Here is a 16,374-nt window from a genome sequence, read left to right on the forward strand (position 1 = left end):
AGCGGGAGACGTTACTGAACGGTTTCGATTTTCTTGATCAGGTCGGCGTACTTCGCGCCGTACTTTTCCCGCACCGGAGCGGTGGCGTCGTAGAAGGGTTTCTTGTCGACCTCGATGAACTCGACGCCGGCGGCCTTGAGTTTTTCTTCACTGGCAGCGGACTTCTTGTCCCACAGCACGCGCTCTTCGGCTTGGGCAGCCTTGGCGGCGGTCTTGACCAGCGTCTGCTGATCCGGGGTCAGTTTTTCCCAAGTGATTTTCGACATCACGATCGGCTCTGGCAGGATCAGGTGACCGGTGAGGCTGTAGTACTTCGCGTTCTGGAAGTGGTTATGTTCGAGCAGGGTTGGCGGGTTGTTTTCCGCGCCGTCGATTACGCCGGTCTGCAGGGCGCTGAAGATCTCTCCGGTGTCCATGGCGATGCCGTTGCCGCCCATGGCGTTCATCATGTCGATGAACATCGGGTTGCCTTGCACGCGGATTTTCATGCCCTTGAGGTCTTCGAGCTTGCGCACCGGTTTCTTGGTGTAGACGTTGCGCGTGCCGCCGTCCATCCAGGCCAGGGCCACCAAGCCGAATTCGGAGTTGGTGATTTTGTCGAGGATTTCGTCGCCCACCGGGCCGTCGATGACGTTACGCATGTGTTGATGGTCGCGGAAGATGAACGGCATGTTGAACACGTTCACGTCCGGTACCACCGGGCCGACGATACCCAGGCTGACGCGAGACAGCTGTACGGCGCCGACTTGCATCTGCTCGATGACCTCCTTTTCGGAACCCAGCACACCGCCGGGGAAGTACTGAAAGGTCAGCTCGCCGTTGGTTTCCTTGGTCAGGGTCTTGCCCATGTTTTCTTCGGCCACCACGGTTGGATAACCGGCGGGATGAATGTCAGCGAATTTGAGTTGCAGGGCCTGAGCGGCGCCAGTGAAGGTAAACATCAGCGGGATTGCAGCGGCCAGCAAGGTGCGTTTGAAGTACATGGGGGTGAGTCTCCAGTCTTGTTATTGTTGTGTTCAAGGCGCAGCGGTGCAGCAGAGGGTTTAAAGCAAATCGTTGAACAAGGGTTCCGCAAGGCCTTTGACATTGGGGTTCAGGGCGAATACGCCACCGGCCAGAGAGTGCGGATCGTGGTCGTCGCCGGGACGAATCGAGGTGACGAACAAAGTGTCCATGCGGCTGCCGCCGAAGGCACACATGGTCGGTTTTTTCACCGGCACCTCCAGTGAGAAATCAAGACGACCGTCCGGCGCGAAGCGGTGAATCAGGCCGGCGTCGTTGGCGCAGATCCAGTAGAAACCTTCAGCATCCACGGCAGCGCCATCTGGCCGCCCGGGGAAGTGGTTCATGTCGACGAACACACGACGGTTCGACGGCGTGCCAGTCTCGGTGTCGTAATCGAACGCCCAGATCAGTTGCACGTCGGGGTGCGAATCGGACAGGTACATCGTCTTGCCGTCAGGGCTGAAGCCGAGGCCGTTGGGCACGATGAAACCGTCGAGCTGCGTTTCGATCACGCCAGACTGCCCGGCGCCGTAGCGGTAGAGCCGGCCTTCAGGCGCACTCAGGCCCATGTTCAACACCATGCTGCCGGCCCAGAAACGGCCCTGTCGGTCGCAGCGACCATCGTTGAGGCGCATGTCTGCGCGACTGTGCTCGACGCTGGCCAGCCGTTCGCTGTCGAGGCTGCCGTCGCTGTGCGGGTGCAGATGAAAAAAGCCGCTCTCCATGCCGGCGACCCAGCCGCCACCGCTATGGTGGGCGATGCAGGCGAGCATTTCCGGGGTTTTCCAGGCATGCACGTGGCCGGTGTCGGCGCTCCAGCGTTGCAGCCCGCCGTTGGCAATATCCACCCAATACAGCGCGTTTTCCTGCGGCACCCAGACCGGGCTTTCGCCCACGGCGTTGCGGGCATCGACGATCAATTCGGCTTGCATACTCATTCCTTCGCGTCGTTGTCAGGGTGATCAGTCGCCGAACGGACCTGCGGCGACAAACGCGCCGCCCTGATAGATCCGCGCCGGGTCATCGGCGGCCGGCATCGGTTGCGCCTCGACTTTTTCGCGGAACACTTCGGAGCTGTCCTTCGCCTCAAAGCCGAGGTGGCTGGCGAAGCGGTTGTCCCACCAGACGTCCTTGTTGGCGGACATGCCGTAGACCACGGTGTGGCCGACGTTCGGCGTGTATAGCGCGCGTTCGAGCAATTGCGTGAGGTCGTCGAAACTCAGCCAGGTGTGCATCATCCGGCGGTTTTGCGGCTCGGGAAACGAGGAGCCGATGCGGATACTGACGGTCTCGATGCCGTAGCGATCGAAGTAGAAACTGGCCATGTCTTCGCCGTAGGACTTGGACAAGCCGTAGTAGCCATCCGGGCGGCGCGCGGAGCTGGCGTCGAGCGGTTCGTCCTGTTTGTAGAAGCCGATGACGTGGTTGGAACTGGCGAAGATCACTCGCTTCACGCCATGCCGGCGCGCCGCTTCGTAGATGTGAAACACGCCGCAGATATTGGCGCCGAGGATTTCTTCGAAGGGCCGCTCGACGGAGACGCCGCCGAAATGCAGGATCGCATCGACGCCTTCGACCAGTTGATGCACGGCGTGTTTGTCGGCCAGATCGCAAGGGGCGATTTCTTCGCGATCATCGACGGCCGGGGCGAGGGTCGCAATGTCTGACAGGCGCAGCACATTGGCATAAGGGCGCATACGTTCGCGCAGGACTTTGCCCAGGCCACCGGCAGCGCCGGTCAGCAGCAGGCGGTTGAACGGGGCGTGGGGAGTAGAGGTAGACGTCATGGCAAGCCCTTACACGTTGTTATTAGGTTTGTTGTAGGTTGTCGTATGACTTAGCTGAAGTATCGGTAGGGTTTCCGGAACTTGTCAACGCGACTTTTGGTGTAAATGACGGAAGGCCCGGTTCTCTTTTCGATCACCACCGTTCCGTATTTGCAATGCAATCCCATGTGGGAGCGAGCCTGCTCGCGAAAGCGGTGTGCCAATCAACATCAATGCTGAATCTGCCGCCGCCATCGCTGGCAAGCCAGCTCCCACAGGTATCAGCGTTGTTTTCAATTACCGCATTCACCACAAAATCCTGTGGGAGCTGGCTTGCCAGCGATGAGGCCGGTCCAGGCAACTCTTGTATCGACTGACACGCCGCCTTCGCGAGCAGGCTCGCTCCCACAGGGAAACTCGGTGTGACGACTGGCTTTACAACAACGAAATCGGATAACTGATAAAGATCCGGTTCTCGTCAAACTCGTTGGTGCTGAAGTCCCGGCGTATCGTCGCGTTGCGCCATTTCACGTTGAGATTCTTCAGCGGGCCGCTTTGCACGGTGTAGGCCAGTTCCGACTCGCGGCCCCATTCCTTGCCGTCATTGGTGGTGGCGGTGTGCACGTTGTCGCCGCTGATGTAGCGGTTCATCAGGGTCAGGCCCGGAACACCGAGGGCGACGAAGTTGTAGTCGTGGCGCAACTGCCAGGAGCGTTCCTTGGCGTTGTCATAACTGGCGTTGTAACTGTCGTTGGCGAGGGTGCCGCCGCTGGTGCCGTTGACCCGCATCCACGCGTCGTCGCCACTGAGCTTTTGCAGACCGACATAGAAGGTGTTGCCGCCGTAGCGGGCCGAAAGCAGGGCGAACGCGGTTTTGTTGTCGAGGTCGCCAGCTTGGGCGCTGCCGTCTTCCTTGCCGGTGAAGAAACCGAGGTTGGCGCCGAGGGTCCAGTCGCCCAACGGCTGGCTGTGGCTGAGGTTGAAATACTGCTGCTGGTAGATGTCGCTGAGTTCGGCGTACCACACGCCGACGAGGGTACGCTTGTCGTTGAAGGTGTATTCGCCGCCGCCGAAGTTGAAGCGGTCGGAAGTGAACGCGCCGCGGCCGTTCATCGACATGTCTTCCATGCTCGCGTCATTGCGCGGGCTGTTGCCACGGAACTGGCCACCGTAGACAGTCAGGCCATTGATCTCGGTGGAGGTGATCTGGCCGCCGCGAAAGGTCTGCGGCAGCGAGCGGCCATCGTCGGAACGCAGGATCGGCAGCACCGGCATCCATTCGCCGACCTTCAATTCAGTCTTGGAGACTTTGGCCTTCAACGCCACGCCGAGCCGTCCGAAATTGTCGGCCGGACGCCCGTCATCGTGGATCGGCAACAGTTGCGTACCGCCCGTACCTTTGCCGCCATCGAGCTTCTGCGAGTACATACCAAGGATGTCGAGCCCGAAGCCGACCGTGCCTTGGGTGAAGCCGGATTTGGCATCGAGAATGAAGTTCTGCGTCCACTCTTCAGCCTTGCCCTGCGGGTTGGCCGGGTTGACGAAGTTACGGTTGAAGTAGGCATTGCGCAGGTTCAGCGTGGCTTTGCTGTCTTCGAGAAAGCCTTCGGCATCGGCGCTCATCGGTAAGGCAAGGGCGAGGCTGCTGCAGCCGATCAGGCCGAGGGTGGAACGCGGGCGAAGCGTGGCAAAGCGGGAAGGGCGGACGGAACTGCAGACGAGTGTGCTCACTGTGACGCTCCCTGTTTCGTTTGTTGTTTTTATTATTTGTCATACGTCGTCGTACAACATGGTTGCGGATATTTCCTCGGTTTTCCGGGAATGTCAACAGCAAGTTATACGATGACTTGCCGTCGCGACGCAGATCACTTTGTAGGAGCTGCGGCACGCTGCGATCTTTTGATCTGGCTTTTTAAAAAACAGGATCAAAAGATCGCAGCCTCGTTTCACTCGACAGCTCCTACAAGGATTTGTGTTGTCCATGGGATGTGTGTTGCCGGTGAATTTGCGGCAAACTTCACCCACGTTCCGCACAAGGCCTTTCCATGGATCAATACGCCCCGCGCAACTGGCAGCCCCACGAAAAGCCCAGTCTGCCCGGTTCCCCCTCGACGCCGTTGCACTCCAACCCCAAGCGCCTGGCCTATGCGCTGGTCGGTTTACTGGTGGCGGTGACCGGTGGCTTGGGCAACTCGCTGGTGGTGGCCAACCTGCCTTATCTGCAAGGCGCACTCGGCGCAACCACGGCGGAAATGGCCTGGCTGCCGGCGGCGTATGTGATGACCAACGTGTCGATGAACCTGTTGCTGGTGAAGTTTCGTCAGCAGTTCGGTTTGCGTGCATTCACCGAAGTGTTTCTGGTGCTGTATGCGTTGGTAACTTTCGGCCATCTGTTCGTCAACGACCTGAATTCCGCGGTGGCGGTGCGCGCGGCCCACGGCATGGTGGGCGCGGCGCTGAGTTCGCTGGGCCTGTATTACATGGTCCAGGCGTTCCCGGCGAAGTGGCGGCTGAAGGCGCTGGTACTCGGCCTCGGCACCTCGCAACTGGCCTTGCCATTGGCGCGATTATTTTCCGAAGACTTGCTGCAGATCGCCGAATGGCGCGGCTTGTATCTGTTCGAACTGGGCATGGCACTGCTGTCGCTGGGCTGCGTATTGATGCTCAAGTTGCCACCGGGCGACCGCTTCAAAACCTTCGAAAAACTCGACTTTCTCACCTTCGCCATTCTCGCCACTGGCGTGGCGCTGCTGTGTGCGGTGTTGTCGCTGGGGCGGATTGACTGGTGGCTGGAGGCCAACTGGATCGGCTACGCGCTGGCTGCCTCGATTGCTTTGATCCTCGCCGGTCTGGCCATCGAACATAACCGCAGCAACCCGCTGCTGATGACCCGCTGGCTTGGCAGCGGGACGATGATCCGCCTGGCGCTGGCGGTGACCCTGATTCGCATGGTCACCTCGGAGCAGTCCACCGGTGCGGTCGGTTTCATGCAGAACCTGAACATGGGCTACGAGCAACTGCACAGCCTGTACGTGGTGATGCTGATCGGCAGTGTCGCGGGATTGTTGACCAGTGCGCTGACCATCGACCCCAAACACCTGCTGATGCCGCTGATTATCTCGCTGGCACTGATGGCCACCGGGTCGGTGATGGACAGCTTTTCCAACAACCTGACCCGCCCGGAAAACCTCTACTTCAGCCAGTTTCTGCTGGCCTTCGGCAGCACGTTTTTCCTCGGCCCGACCATGGTTTTCGGTACGCGCAACGTGCTGACCAATCCGCGCAATCTGGTGAGTTTTTCCGTGCTGTTCGGGATCTGCAACAACCTCGGTGGCCTGCTCGGTGCGGCGCTTCTGGGCACTTTTCAGATCGTCCGGGAAAAATTTCATTCCAGTCAAATCGTTGAGCACCTGACGCTGTCTGACCCTTTGGTGGCTGCGCGTGTGCAGAGCGGCGGTTCGGCGTATGGCTCGCTGTTGGCCGACCCGAGTTTGCGCAATCTGGCGGGTATTCGCAGCCTGTCCAATGCCGCCACCCGTGAGGCCAATGTACTGGCCTACAACGATGTGTTCATGTTGATCGCTGTGATTGCTGTGCTGACCATGATCTGGCTGTCCATTCGTGCGCTGTGGCTGATGAGCACCACCAAAGCCGTCGCCCCCGCGCCTTCCACACCTTCGAGCGGTGCCACTTCTTCATGACCGAACCGACCACCACAACCACCAATGCCATTGCCGCCACGCCCGAGGGTGTGGCACCGCCGTCATCGCCGAACACCGAGCCGCGCTCGCTGCGCGTGCGGATCATTTCTTCGCTGGGCTTTGCCGCGATTGCCATCGTCGGCGTGTTGATCGTTTTGTATGCCTGGCAATTGCCGCCGTTCAGCAGTGCGGTTGAGACTACCGAAAACGCGTTGGTGCGCGGGCAGGTGACGATCATCGGCCCGCAACTCGCCGGTTATGTTTACGAGGTCCCGGTGCAGGATTTCCAGTACGTGAAGGCCGGGGATTTGCTGGTGCGTCTGGACGACCGCATCTATCAGCAGCGACTCGACCAGTCACTGGCGCAACTGGCGGTGCAGAAAGCCGCGTTGGCCAATGTGGTGCAGCAACGCAACAGCGCCGAGGCGACGATCAAATTGCGTCAGGCGGCGCAGGCCGACAGCGAAGCGCAGTTGCGCAAGAGTGAAGCGGATCTGCGGCGGAATCAGGAATTGGTACGCGACGGTTCGGTGTCGAAGCGCGAGATGGACGTCGCGCTGGCGGCGAATGCGCAAAGCATTGCGGCGGTCGCGCAAGCCAAGGCCAATCTGGAAATCGCCCGTCAGGATCTGCAAACGGTGATCGTCAATCGTGGCTCGCTGGAGGCGGCCGTGGCCAGCGCCGAAGCGGCGGTGCAACTGGCACGGATTGATCTGTCGAATACGCGCATCGTCGCCCCGCGTGACGGCCAGCTCGGGCAGATCGGCGTGCGCCTCGGTGCCTACGTCAACTCCGGAGCGCAGTTGATGGCGTTGGTGCCAAACCAGAAATGGGTGATCGCCAACATGAAAGAAACCCAGATGGATAACGTGCGCGTCGGGCAACCGGTGCGCTTCACCGTCGATGCGCTGAATCACCGCCGATTCACCGGGCATGTGCAGCATATTTCGCCGGGGACGGGCTCGGAATTTGCCCTGTTGCAGGCGGACAACGCCACCGGCAATTTCGTCAAAATTGCCCAGCGGGTGCCGGTGCGGATCACCATCGATCCGGATCAGCAGGAAGAGGAGCGTTTGCGGCCGGGGATGTCGGTGGTGGTCAGCATCGACACCGCAGCGGGCGACACCCAACCCCATTAAGATCAAAAGATCGCAGCCTTCGGCAGCTCCTACAGATTACCCATGTAGGAGCTGCCGAAGGCTGCGATCTTTTGATTTTCAGGTTGTGATCATCGGGGGCAGGGTACCGAGCAGCGAGACAGCCGCAACCGCGCCAATGCCCAGCAGCCATTCGAGCATCACACTGCGCCTGAGCGCGCCCATCCGCTGCTCGCAATCCTCAACCCGCAAGCGGTTGAACAGCGCCAATCCGAGCATGGCCAACACCAGCAGCGCCTTGATCAACAGAATCAACGCAAACCCGCTGAACAGCGGCGTCGGCCACCACTGGCCAGTGAGCACGCGCACATTGATCAACCCCGTGATCAGCAACCCTGCGACCAAGGCATAACCGATCCCGCTGAAGCGCCGCAAAATTTCACGCATCGGCTCCGTCGGCTGACGCAGAATCAGCACCAGCACCAGCATCAACAACCCGCCCAACCACGCCGCCACGCAGGTCAGATGAACGATCTGGTTGAGAATCAGCAATTGCCCGCTCAAACCATCGAGCATCGCACCATGCCCGACCGGTGCCAGGGTCGCGAGCAACAATGCGCTCAAGCCCAAACGCAACGGCATGCTCGAACGCCAAGGCGTGAACAACAGCGCCAACAGCGCGGCATTGATCAGCAGATGCCAGCGCCATACCTGACCAAAAAACGTATGGCCCAGCACCAGCGCAACCGTGTCTGGGTCAAACGCCGCCGCTGCCGAACCGGTCATGCTCGCGGTGATCAACAGCGCCCAGGCAATTCCGCTGAGCAGTGCCACAGTCGCCAGCCAACGCGCCAGTCGCGCCAGGTGCCGGTCCACTTGCGGCGCTTCATCCTTGAGCAGCAACGGCCTGAACAACCAGGCCCCGAACAGCATCAACACCACGATGAAATGCACAAAGCGGCACAGCACCAGCGCTTCACTCATGAATTACTGACTCACCTTGAACTGGTAGGCGCCTTCGCTTGTGTGCGTGTCGACAGACACTGCGTGCCATTCGACTTTGTACTCGCCGGCGCTCAAAGGAGCTGCGGGGGTAACGATCAGGGTTTTCTTGTCGCCCTCGGTGGTCAGCGGTTTGACCACGACCGGTGCGCCATCGCGAGTCAACGTGACTTTGGTGAAACTGGCCTCGACACCTTCGGAAAAGGTCAGGCGCAAATCGGCGGGAGCTGCGACTGTGCTATCGGCGGCCGGGATCTGGCTTTTCAGGTGGGCGTGGGCAAATACGGAAGATGCGGCGAACAGCGAAGCGAGCAGGGCAGTGGTGGTCAGGACGTTCTTGAACAGCATCGCGAATACCTCTGCGGCAGGAGTGAAGAAGCGTCAGTTTAGCCATCCGCTCACGCCAGTACGAAGTTTTGTTTGCAGCGGTCGCCCGCGGACCAGAGCGGATGCTAGTCTTGGGCAACGCTGTTGTCAGGGAGCCCTCATGGGCAATCACAAGATCGAGATTCGTCGCAACAACGTCGAGAAAATTCTCCTCGCGGCGGAAAAAGTCTTCGCCGAAAAAGGCTTCGGCGGCACGGCCATGGCCGACATCGCGGCTGAAGTGCAACTGCCGCGCTCCAACCTGCATTACTACTTCAGCACCAAGAGCGAGCTGTACAGCGCGGTGCTGTTCGATCTGCTGGAAGTATGGAAACAGGATGCGCTGTGCTTTGAGATGTTCGACGATCCGCGCGTGGTGCTGAGCAGCTACATCCGCGCCAAGATGAACCACTCGCGCAGCCGACCGTACGGCTCGAAAGTCTGGGCCAACGAGATCATCCACGGCGCGCCAACGTTGGGCGAGGCGCTGGATGTCAGCCTGTATGACTGGGCGAAAATGAAGGAAGCGAAGATTCGTCAGTGGGTCGAGGACAAGCGGATTCTGCCGGTGGAACCGTCGAGTTTGCTGTACATGATCTGGGCGTCGACGCAGCACTATGCCGACTTTGATCATCAGGTGAATATTCTGAATGAGCATCAGCCGTTGTCGGATATGCAGTTTGAGCGGGCGGTGCAGACGGTGACGAGTGTGATATTGCGTGGGATCGGGCTGGAGCCCTAGAAGCAGACCCTCACCCCAGCCCTCTCCCAGAGGGAGAGGGGGCCGACCGAGGTGTCTTTCGAGTTACATCGACCTGAAGAACCGAGTCGATTGCGGATTCAAAGCCGTCCGAGCCTGTGGCTGTTTCGACTATGGATTCAAAGCAAATCGTTCACGTCGGTGGATTTCTGAAGCATCCCCCAATCAGTCCCCTCTCCCTTTGGGAGAGGGTTAGGGTGAGGGGCTAGACCGCAACGTGATACGGATTCCGCGGATCATGATTCCAGTCCAGAAACGGCTTCCCAGTCTCCATCGGCACCATCTCGATACAGTCCGCCACCGGACACGTGATCTGGCACAGATTGCAGCCCACACACTCCTCATCAATCACTTCATATTTATGCGTGCCGTCCGCCTGCTTCAGACTGCTGATCGCCTGGTGTGAAGTGTCCTCACAAGCAATGTGGCAACGCCCGCAACCAATGCACGCGTCCTGATCAATCTTGGCGATCACCTGATAGTTGATATCGAGGTACTTCCAGTCCGTGGTATTGCCCACCGCGCGCCCGGAAAACTCGGCGATGCTGGCGTAACCCTGACTGTCCATCCACCGCGACAACCCATCCTTCATCTCTTCGACAATGCGGAACCCATGCAGCATCGCCGCCGTGCACACCTGCACTGCGCCGCTGCCCAGCGCCATGAATTCTGCCGCATCGCGCCAACTGCCGATGCCGCCAATCCCGCAGATCGGCAAGCCCTGGGTCTGCGGATCGCGGGCGATTTCGGCGACCATGTTCAGCGCAATCGGCTTCACGGCCGAGCCGCAATAACCGCCGTGGGTGCTTTTGCTGCCGACGGTGGGCAGGGCGACCATGTGTTCCAGGTCGACGCTGGTGATCGAGTTGATCGTATTGATCAGCGACACTGCATCGGCACCGCCGCGATGGGCGGCGCGGGCGGCGACGCGGATGTCGGTGATGTTCGGCGTCAGTTTGACGATCACCGGCAGCGAGCAATAGGTCTTGCACCAGCGCGTGACCTGTTCGACGTACTCCGGCACCTGACCGACCGCCGCCCCCATGCCACGCTCGGGCATGCCGTGCGGGCAGCCGAAATTCAGCTCGATACCGTCAGCGCCGGTGGCTTCCACCAGCGGCAGAATGTGTTTCCACGATTCCTCCACGCACGGCACCATCAGCGAAACGATCAGCGCGCGATCCGGCCAGTCCTTCTTCACCTGAGTGATTTCGCGCAGGTTGATTTCCAGCGAACGGTCGGTGATCAGCTCGATGTTGTTGATGCCCAGCACTTCACGGTTATTGCCGTAGTGCGCCGAGTAACGCGACGACACGTTGACCGCCGCCGGATCCTCTCCGAGGGTTTTCCAGACCACGCCACCCCAGCCCGCTTCGAAGGCGCGGACCACGTTGTAAGCTTTGTCGGTCGGTGGCGCAGAGGCCAGCCAGAAAGGATTCGGCGCTTTGATGCCAGCGAAGACAATCGACAGATCGGCCATTTACGCAGCCTCCACGTTAAGCATCAGTTGAGCATTAATCGCCTCGGCGGCGCGTTTGCCGTGCTGTACGGCTTGCACGGTGAGGTCCTGATCGAGGCTGGTGCAGTCGCCGCCGGCATACACGCCGGGGATGCTGGTGCGCAGGTTTTCATCGACGTAGATGCGTTCGCCCTGACGCTTGAGTTCACGGGCCAACGGGTCGGCGAGGGCGCTGCCGTCGAAGGCCTGACCGATGGCTTTGAAGATCGCATCAGCGGCCAGCTCGAAAGTTTCGCCGGTGGTTTGCAGGCGACCGTCGACAAGATCGGTGCGGGCGAAACGCATGCCGCGCACCTGGCCCTGAGCGTCGAGCAGCACCTCTTCCGGTTGCGCCCAGGTCAGCAGACGTACTTGGTTGGCTTTGGCGATGTCCTGTTCATGACCGGTGGCGCCCATGTCGGCGGCGCCACGGCGATACACCAGATTGACGTCGCGGGCACCGAGGCGGGCCATTTGCACGGCCATGTCGATCGCGGTGTTGCCGGCGCCGAGGACGATGCAGCGTTCGGCCAGTGGCAGTTGCGTGAGGTCATCGGCCTGGCGCAATTCGCGAATGTAGTCGGTGGCAGCGAGCAGGCCGGGGGCATCTTCGTGGGCCAAACCGAGTTGCTTGCTTGCGTTGAGGCCGAGGCCGAGGAACACCGCGTCGAACTGCTGATGCAGTTCACTCAGCGTCAGATTCTCGCCGAGCTTGTGCCCGTGACGAATCTCGATGCCGCCGATCTGCAGAAGGAAATCCAGTTCCTTCTGCGCGTAGTCGTCGACCAGTTTGTACTTGGCGATTCCGTATTCATTGAGGCCGCCAGCCTTTTCCCGAGCTTCGAAAATCACCACGTCATGGCCGTGCATGGCGCTGCGATGCGCACAGGACAAACCGGCCGGCCCGGCACCGACCACGGCGATGCGTTTGCCGCTGGCAGCCGCGCGCTGGAACGGGTGCTCGCTGAAGTGCGCGTTGTCCACGGCGTAGCGTTGCAACAGGCCGATCAACACCGGCGCGCATTCCTGGGCGTTATTGCGCACGCAGGCTTGCTGGCAAAGAATTTCCGTCGGACACACCCTCGCGCAACTGCCACCGAGGATGTTCGCCGAGAGGATTTTCTGCGCAGCACCGGGGACGTTGTCCTGATGAATGTTGCGGATGAACGACGGGATGTCGATCTCGCTGGGGCACGCGTTGACGCACGGCGCGTCGTAGCAATACAGGCAGCGCGAGGCTTCCAGATGCGCCTGCCGGGCATTGAGCGGCGGCGCCAGATCGGTGAAATGCCCGGCGAGGGCGGCCGCGCTTTCGTGCGGGTGGGGGAGATGGTTCAGGGTCTCGATCACGGTTTTGTGCCTCACGGTTATTGAGGTTCTCTGCCTCTATCGGGCAGTGGTTTTTGTGGCGTTCGGGATGGCCTCATCGCTGGCAAGCCAGCTCCCACAAGGTTTTGTGAGCACCACAGATCCCTGTGGGAGCTGGCTTGCCAGCGATAGGCCGAAGGCCGCTTTCAGCGTTTCACAGCAACTGGCTTGTGCCGCTCAGCCCGCTTGCTCAGCAAATCAAACACCGCCGGATACGCCGGCCGTTCGATGTACCGCCCGGCCCCGCGCTCGGCGCGCAGGTCGCCATCGGCCCAGACCACCCGGCCCTGGCTGACGGTATGGCTCGGCACACCGCGCACGGTCTTGCCTTCGAAGATGTTGAAGTCCACCTGCTGATGGTGGGTCTTGGCGGAAATGGTCCGGGTGCCTTGCGGATCCCACAGCACCAAGTCGGCATCGGCACCCACACGAATCGCGCCTTTGCGTGGATACAGGTTGAAGATCTTCGCGGTGTTGGTGGAGGTGAGGGCGACGAAATCCTGCATCGACAAACGCCCGGAGTTAACCCCCTCATCCCAAAGCACTGCCATGCGATCTTCGATACCCGCCGTACCGTTGGGAATCTTGCTGAAGTCATCGCGCCCGGCGGCTTTTTGCTCGGCGCAGAAGCAGCAATGGTCAGTCGCGGTGGTGTGCAGATTGCCATTTTGCAGTCCGTGCCACAGCGCCTCTTGATGACCCCGCGGACGGAACGGCGGGCTCATCACGTAACCGGCAGCGGTCTGCCAGTCCGGGTGTTGATAGACGCTGTCGTCGAGCAGCAAATGCCCGGCGAGGACTTCGCCATAAACCGGTTGGCCCTTGCTGCGCGCATAAGTGATTTCGTCGAGGGCTTCCTTGGTCGAAACGTGCACCAGATACAACGGCGTGCCGATGGTTTCAGCAATACGAATCGCCCGGCTCGCCGCTTCACCTTCAACCTGCGAGGGCCGCGACAGCGGATGCGCCTCCGGCCCGGTGATGCCCTGGGCCATCAACTTGCGTTGCAAGTGATAAACCAGCTCGCCGTTTTCCGCGTGCACGGTCGGCACCGCGCCGAGTTCCAGGCAGCGCTCGAAACTCGCCACCAGCGTGTCGTCGGCGGCCATGATTGCGTTCTTGTAAGCCATGAAATGCTTGAAGCTGTTGATCCCGTGATGGCTGACCAGCTCGGCCATTTCCTCACGCACCTGCTCGCTCCACCAGGTGATTGCGACGTGGAAGCCATAGTCGGAAGCCGACTTTTCCGCCCAGCCGCGCCACTGATGAAAGGCTTCCATCAGCGACTGCTGCGGATTGGGAATCACAAAATCGATGATCGACGTGGTGCCGCCGGCCAGACCGGCCGCCGTGCCGCTATAGAAATCTTCGCTGGCCACGGTGCCCATGAACGGTAGTTGCATGTGCGTGTGCGGATCGATGCCGCCAGGCATCAGGTATTGCCCGCTGCCGTCGAGGACTTCGGCGCCGGCGGGAACATCAAGGTTTTCACCGATGGCTTTGATCACGCCGTCGGCACAATAGACGTCGGCGCGATAACTTTCATCATGGGTAACAACGGTGGCGCCACGGATCAACAGAGACATTCCGAGTTCCTCGCAGGCATTGACCGACTTGTGCCGGTTCTAGATGTTTTATTGATGTACAGCGTTGCAGGTCGTATTCCTGTCAGCGCTGTCAGGAATAGAAGCTAGTCGCAGATTTGCAATAGATCAAGATTATTTTTTATAAGCTTATGACTGTTTTAAGTGTATGAAAAATAAGAATAAAAACTATAAATCACCAAAATGGTGAGGCCGTTCACCATTTTGACGCACTTGACAGGATGGAAATATGAGCAAGATTTCCTATGTGAAATCAGCCGCTTGAAGTTGAGCTGCGGTTGCTCGCTCACGGTGAAAATAAATGCAGTGCACCAGATTGAGTCCTGTCTGTTCGGACAACTTGCCAAGTGTTTAGCCTGAGCACCCAGACAAGTTTCCGCGAACTCATCCGGTGAATAATTAAAACTGATGAATATCAGAAAGTTGCAAAGCGTTTGAAACACCGCCCGATGCGTAAGCGGGGCACCCGGCACGTTTATTGATGCCGCCGCTGACACCATGGCCGGTGCACGAAAGTTGTCAGTTCCTCCGGCCATCGTCCGGTTCGTACCCTCGGGTGCAGCCGCCTGATGAGCAAAAAAATAATCAGAAGAACAGTGGAGCGGCCATGCAACAGATCAGATCGCAAGTGACCGAGCGCGACGGCTTGTTCGAGCTTGAAGCCGGCAGCGACGTCCTCGACAGTCCCCGTTACAACCACGACATGGCACCGACCAAGGTGCGCGAACGTACCTGGAACAAGTGGCACATCACCGCGCTATGGGTCGGCATGTCGATCTGTGTGCCGACTTATACCCTCGGTGGCGTGCTCACGGCGTACTTCGGCTTGAGCGTCGGTGAAGCGCTGCTGGCGATTCTGTTCGCCAACGTCATCGTGCTGATTCCGCTGACACTTAACGCTTTCCCCGGCACCAAGTACGGCATCCCGTTTCCGGTGTTGCTGCGCTCGTCGTTCGGCATTCTCGGCTCCAACGTGCCGTGCCTGATTCGCGCACTGGTGGCGTGTGGCTGGTTCGGCATTCAGACGATGTTTGGCGGGCTGGCGATTCACCTGTTTCTCGGCTCGGTGTTCGAGGGCTGGAAATCCCTCGGCGGCACGGGGGAGGTGATTGGCTTCTTGGTGTTCTGGGCGTTGAATCTGTGGGTGGTGATTCGCGGTGCCGAGTCGATCAAGTGGCTGGAAACCTTGTCGGCGCCGCTGTTGGTGGCGGTCGGCATCGGGCTGCTGGTGTGGGCGATGCCCAATGTGTCGATGACCGAGCTGCTGGCGATTCCGGCTAAACGTCCGGAGGGCGCCAGTGTGGTCAGTTACTTCGCCGCCGGGCTGACCGCAATGGTCGGTTTCTGGGCCACGTTGTCGCTGAACATTCCTGACTTCAGCCGTTATGCCAAGAGCCAGAAGGATCAGATCCTCGGGCAGATTTTCGGCCTGCCGCTGACGATGTTTTTGTTTGCATCGCTGGGCGTGATCATGACCGCCGCTTCGGTGAAACTGGTCGGTGTCACCGTCTCCGATCCGGTCACTCTGATCGGTCATATCCAGAGCCCAGTGTGGGTCGCGGTGGCCATGGCGCTGATCATTATCGCCACGTTGTCGACCAACACTGCCGCGAACATCGTCTCACCGACCAACGACTTCCAGAACATCGCACCGAAGGTCATCAACCGCACCAAAGCGGTGTTGCTGACCGGGTTTGTCGGACTGTTGCTGATGGGTCATGAATTGCTGAAAAAACTCGGTTTGATCGTCTCCGATGTCAGCCTGGAAACCGTGTATTCCAACTGGCTGCTGGGTTATTCGAGCCTGCTCGGGCCGATCGCCGGGATCATGGTGGTGGACTATTTCCTGATCAAGAAACAGCAACTGGACCTGGCCGGTTTATACCGCGACGACGTCTATCCGGCGTGGAACTGGGCCGGGTTTCTCGCGTTCGGTGTGCCGGTGGTGCTGACCTTGCTGTCGCTGGGTAGCGATGCGTTCAGCTGGTTCTACAGCTATGGCTGGTTCACCGGCTCGGCGCTGGGCGGGATTATTTATTACGGGTTGTGCGTGATGCGCGCGCAGCCTTCGGTCGTGAAGTCGGCGGTGTAGCACATGATCATTCCCACGCTCTGCGTGGGAATGCAGCCCGGGACGCTCCGCGTCCCAACAGCGGACGCAGAGCGTCCATGGATGAGTTCCCACGCAGAGCGTGGGAACTATCGGT

At 59.8% G+C, this 16,374-nt stretch carries 13 protein-coding genes; 4 read left to right on the plus strand and 9 right to left on the minus strand.

Annotated features, from left to right (window positions below):
• Positions 1 to 11: 11 nt before the first annotated feature.
• From CKW14_RS02405 to CKW14_RS02420, 4 genes are all read right to left on the minus strand, one after another.
• Complete coding sequence (locus tag CKW14_RS02405; RefSeq protein WP_095124543.1) at positions 12 to 983, minus strand: TRAP transporter substrate-binding protein; 972 nt, start codon at positions 981 to 983, stop codon at positions 12 to 14.
• A gap of 60 nt (positions 984 to 1,043) precedes the next feature.
• Positions 1,044 to 1,937 carry an SMP-30/gluconolactonase/LRE family protein gene (locus CKW14_RS02410; RefSeq protein WP_095124544.1) on the minus strand — a complete coding sequence of 298 codons (894 nt, stop codon included), beginning with the start codon at positions 1,935 to 1,937 and terminating at the stop codon, positions 1,044 to 1,046.
• 30 nt (positions 1,938 to 1,967) lie between these two features.
• On the minus strand, positions 1,968 to 2,792 hold the full coding sequence (locus tag CKW14_RS02415) for an NAD(P)-dependent oxidoreductase (RefSeq protein ID WP_095124545.1): 825 nt from the start codon (positions 2,790 to 2,792) through the stop codon (positions 1,968 to 1,970).
• A 414-nt stretch (positions 2,793 to 3,206) separates the two neighbouring features.
• Positions 3,207 to 4,502, minus strand: a complete 1,296-nt coding sequence (locus tag CKW14_RS02420) for an OprD family porin (protein WP_095047986.1) — start codon at positions 4,500 to 4,502, stop codon at positions 3,207 to 3,209.
• Positions 4,503 to 4,816: 314 nt separating this feature from the next.
• On the opposite strand from CKW14_RS02420, the gene CKW14_RS02425 reads away from it, so the two are divergent.
• Together CKW14_RS02425 and CKW14_RS02430 are read left to right on the plus strand one after the other, a co-directional pair.
• Positions 4,817 to 6,472, plus strand: coding sequence for an MFS transporter (locus CKW14_RS02425; RefSeq protein WP_095047985.1), 1,656 nt, complete (start codon positions 4,817 to 4,819; stop codon positions 6,470 to 6,472).
• A complete protein-coding gene (locus tag CKW14_RS02430; protein ID WP_095124546.1) occupies positions 6,469 to 7,611 on the plus strand; it encodes an HlyD family secretion protein in 1,143 nt (380 codons plus the stop codon). The genes CKW14_RS02425 and CKW14_RS02430 overlap by 4 nt, the downstream gene beginning before the upstream one ends.
• 78 nt (positions 7,612 to 7,689) lie before the next feature.
• Here CKW14_RS02430 and copD read toward each other — a convergent pair whose 3' ends face one another.
• Together copD and copC are read right to left on the minus strand one after the other, a co-directional pair.
• Complete coding sequence (gene copD / locus CKW14_RS02435) at positions 7,690 to 8,553, minus strand: copper homeostasis membrane protein CopD (protein ID WP_095124547.1); 864 nt, start codon at positions 8,551 to 8,553, stop codon at positions 7,690 to 7,692.
• A gap of 3 nt (positions 8,554 to 8,556) precedes the next feature.
• Complete coding sequence (gene copC, locus CKW14_RS02440; RefSeq protein ID WP_095047982.1) at positions 8,557 to 8,919, minus strand: copper homeostasis periplasmic binding protein CopC; 363 nt, start codon at positions 8,917 to 8,919, stop codon at positions 8,557 to 8,559.
• Positions 8,920 to 9,058: 139 nt separating this feature from the next.
• On the opposite strand from copC, the gene CKW14_RS02445 reads away from it, so the two are divergent.
• A complete protein-coding gene (locus CKW14_RS02445) occupies positions 9,059 to 9,679 on the plus strand; it encodes a TetR/AcrR family transcriptional regulator (RefSeq protein ID WP_007919317.1) in 621 nt (206 codons plus the stop codon).
• Between the two features lie 223 nt (positions 9,680 to 9,902).
• Here the strand turns inward: CKW14_RS02445 and preA are convergent, their stop codons facing one another.
• From preA to hydA, 3 genes are all read right to left on the minus strand, one after another.
• Positions 9,903 to 11,177, minus strand: a complete 1,275-nt coding sequence (preA, locus tag CKW14_RS02450; RefSeq protein WP_093440896.1) for an NAD-dependent dihydropyrimidine dehydrogenase subunit PreA — start codon at positions 11,175 to 11,177, stop codon at positions 9,903 to 9,905.
• Entirely contained in the window at positions 11,178 to 12,545 is a 1,368-nt protein-coding gene (locus CKW14_RS02455) for an NAD(P)-dependent oxidoreductase (RefSeq protein WP_095124548.1), read from the minus strand.
• 164 nt (positions 12,546 to 12,709) lie between these two features.
• Positions 12,710 to 14,149, minus strand: coding sequence for a dihydropyrimidinase (gene hydA / locus CKW14_RS02460; protein ID WP_095124549.1), 1,440 nt, complete (start codon positions 14,147 to 14,149; stop codon positions 12,710 to 12,712).
• Positions 14,150 to 14,774: 625 nt separating this feature from the next.
• Here hydA and CKW14_RS02465 point away from each other — a divergent pair.
• Positions 14,775 to 16,259 carry an NCS1 family nucleobase:cation symporter-1 gene (locus tag CKW14_RS02465; protein WP_095124550.1) on the plus strand — a complete coding sequence of 495 codons (1,485 nt, stop codon included), beginning with the start codon at positions 14,775 to 14,777 and terminating at the stop codon, positions 16,257 to 16,259.
• Positions 16,260 to 16,374: the final 115 nt, after the last annotated feature.

It is taken from the genome of Pseudomonas sp. Irchel s3a12 (assembly GCF_900187485.1).
GTDB classification, from domain to species: Bacteria; Pseudomonadota; Gammaproteobacteria; order Pseudomonadales; family Pseudomonadaceae; genus Aquipseudomonas; species Aquipseudomonas neuropathica.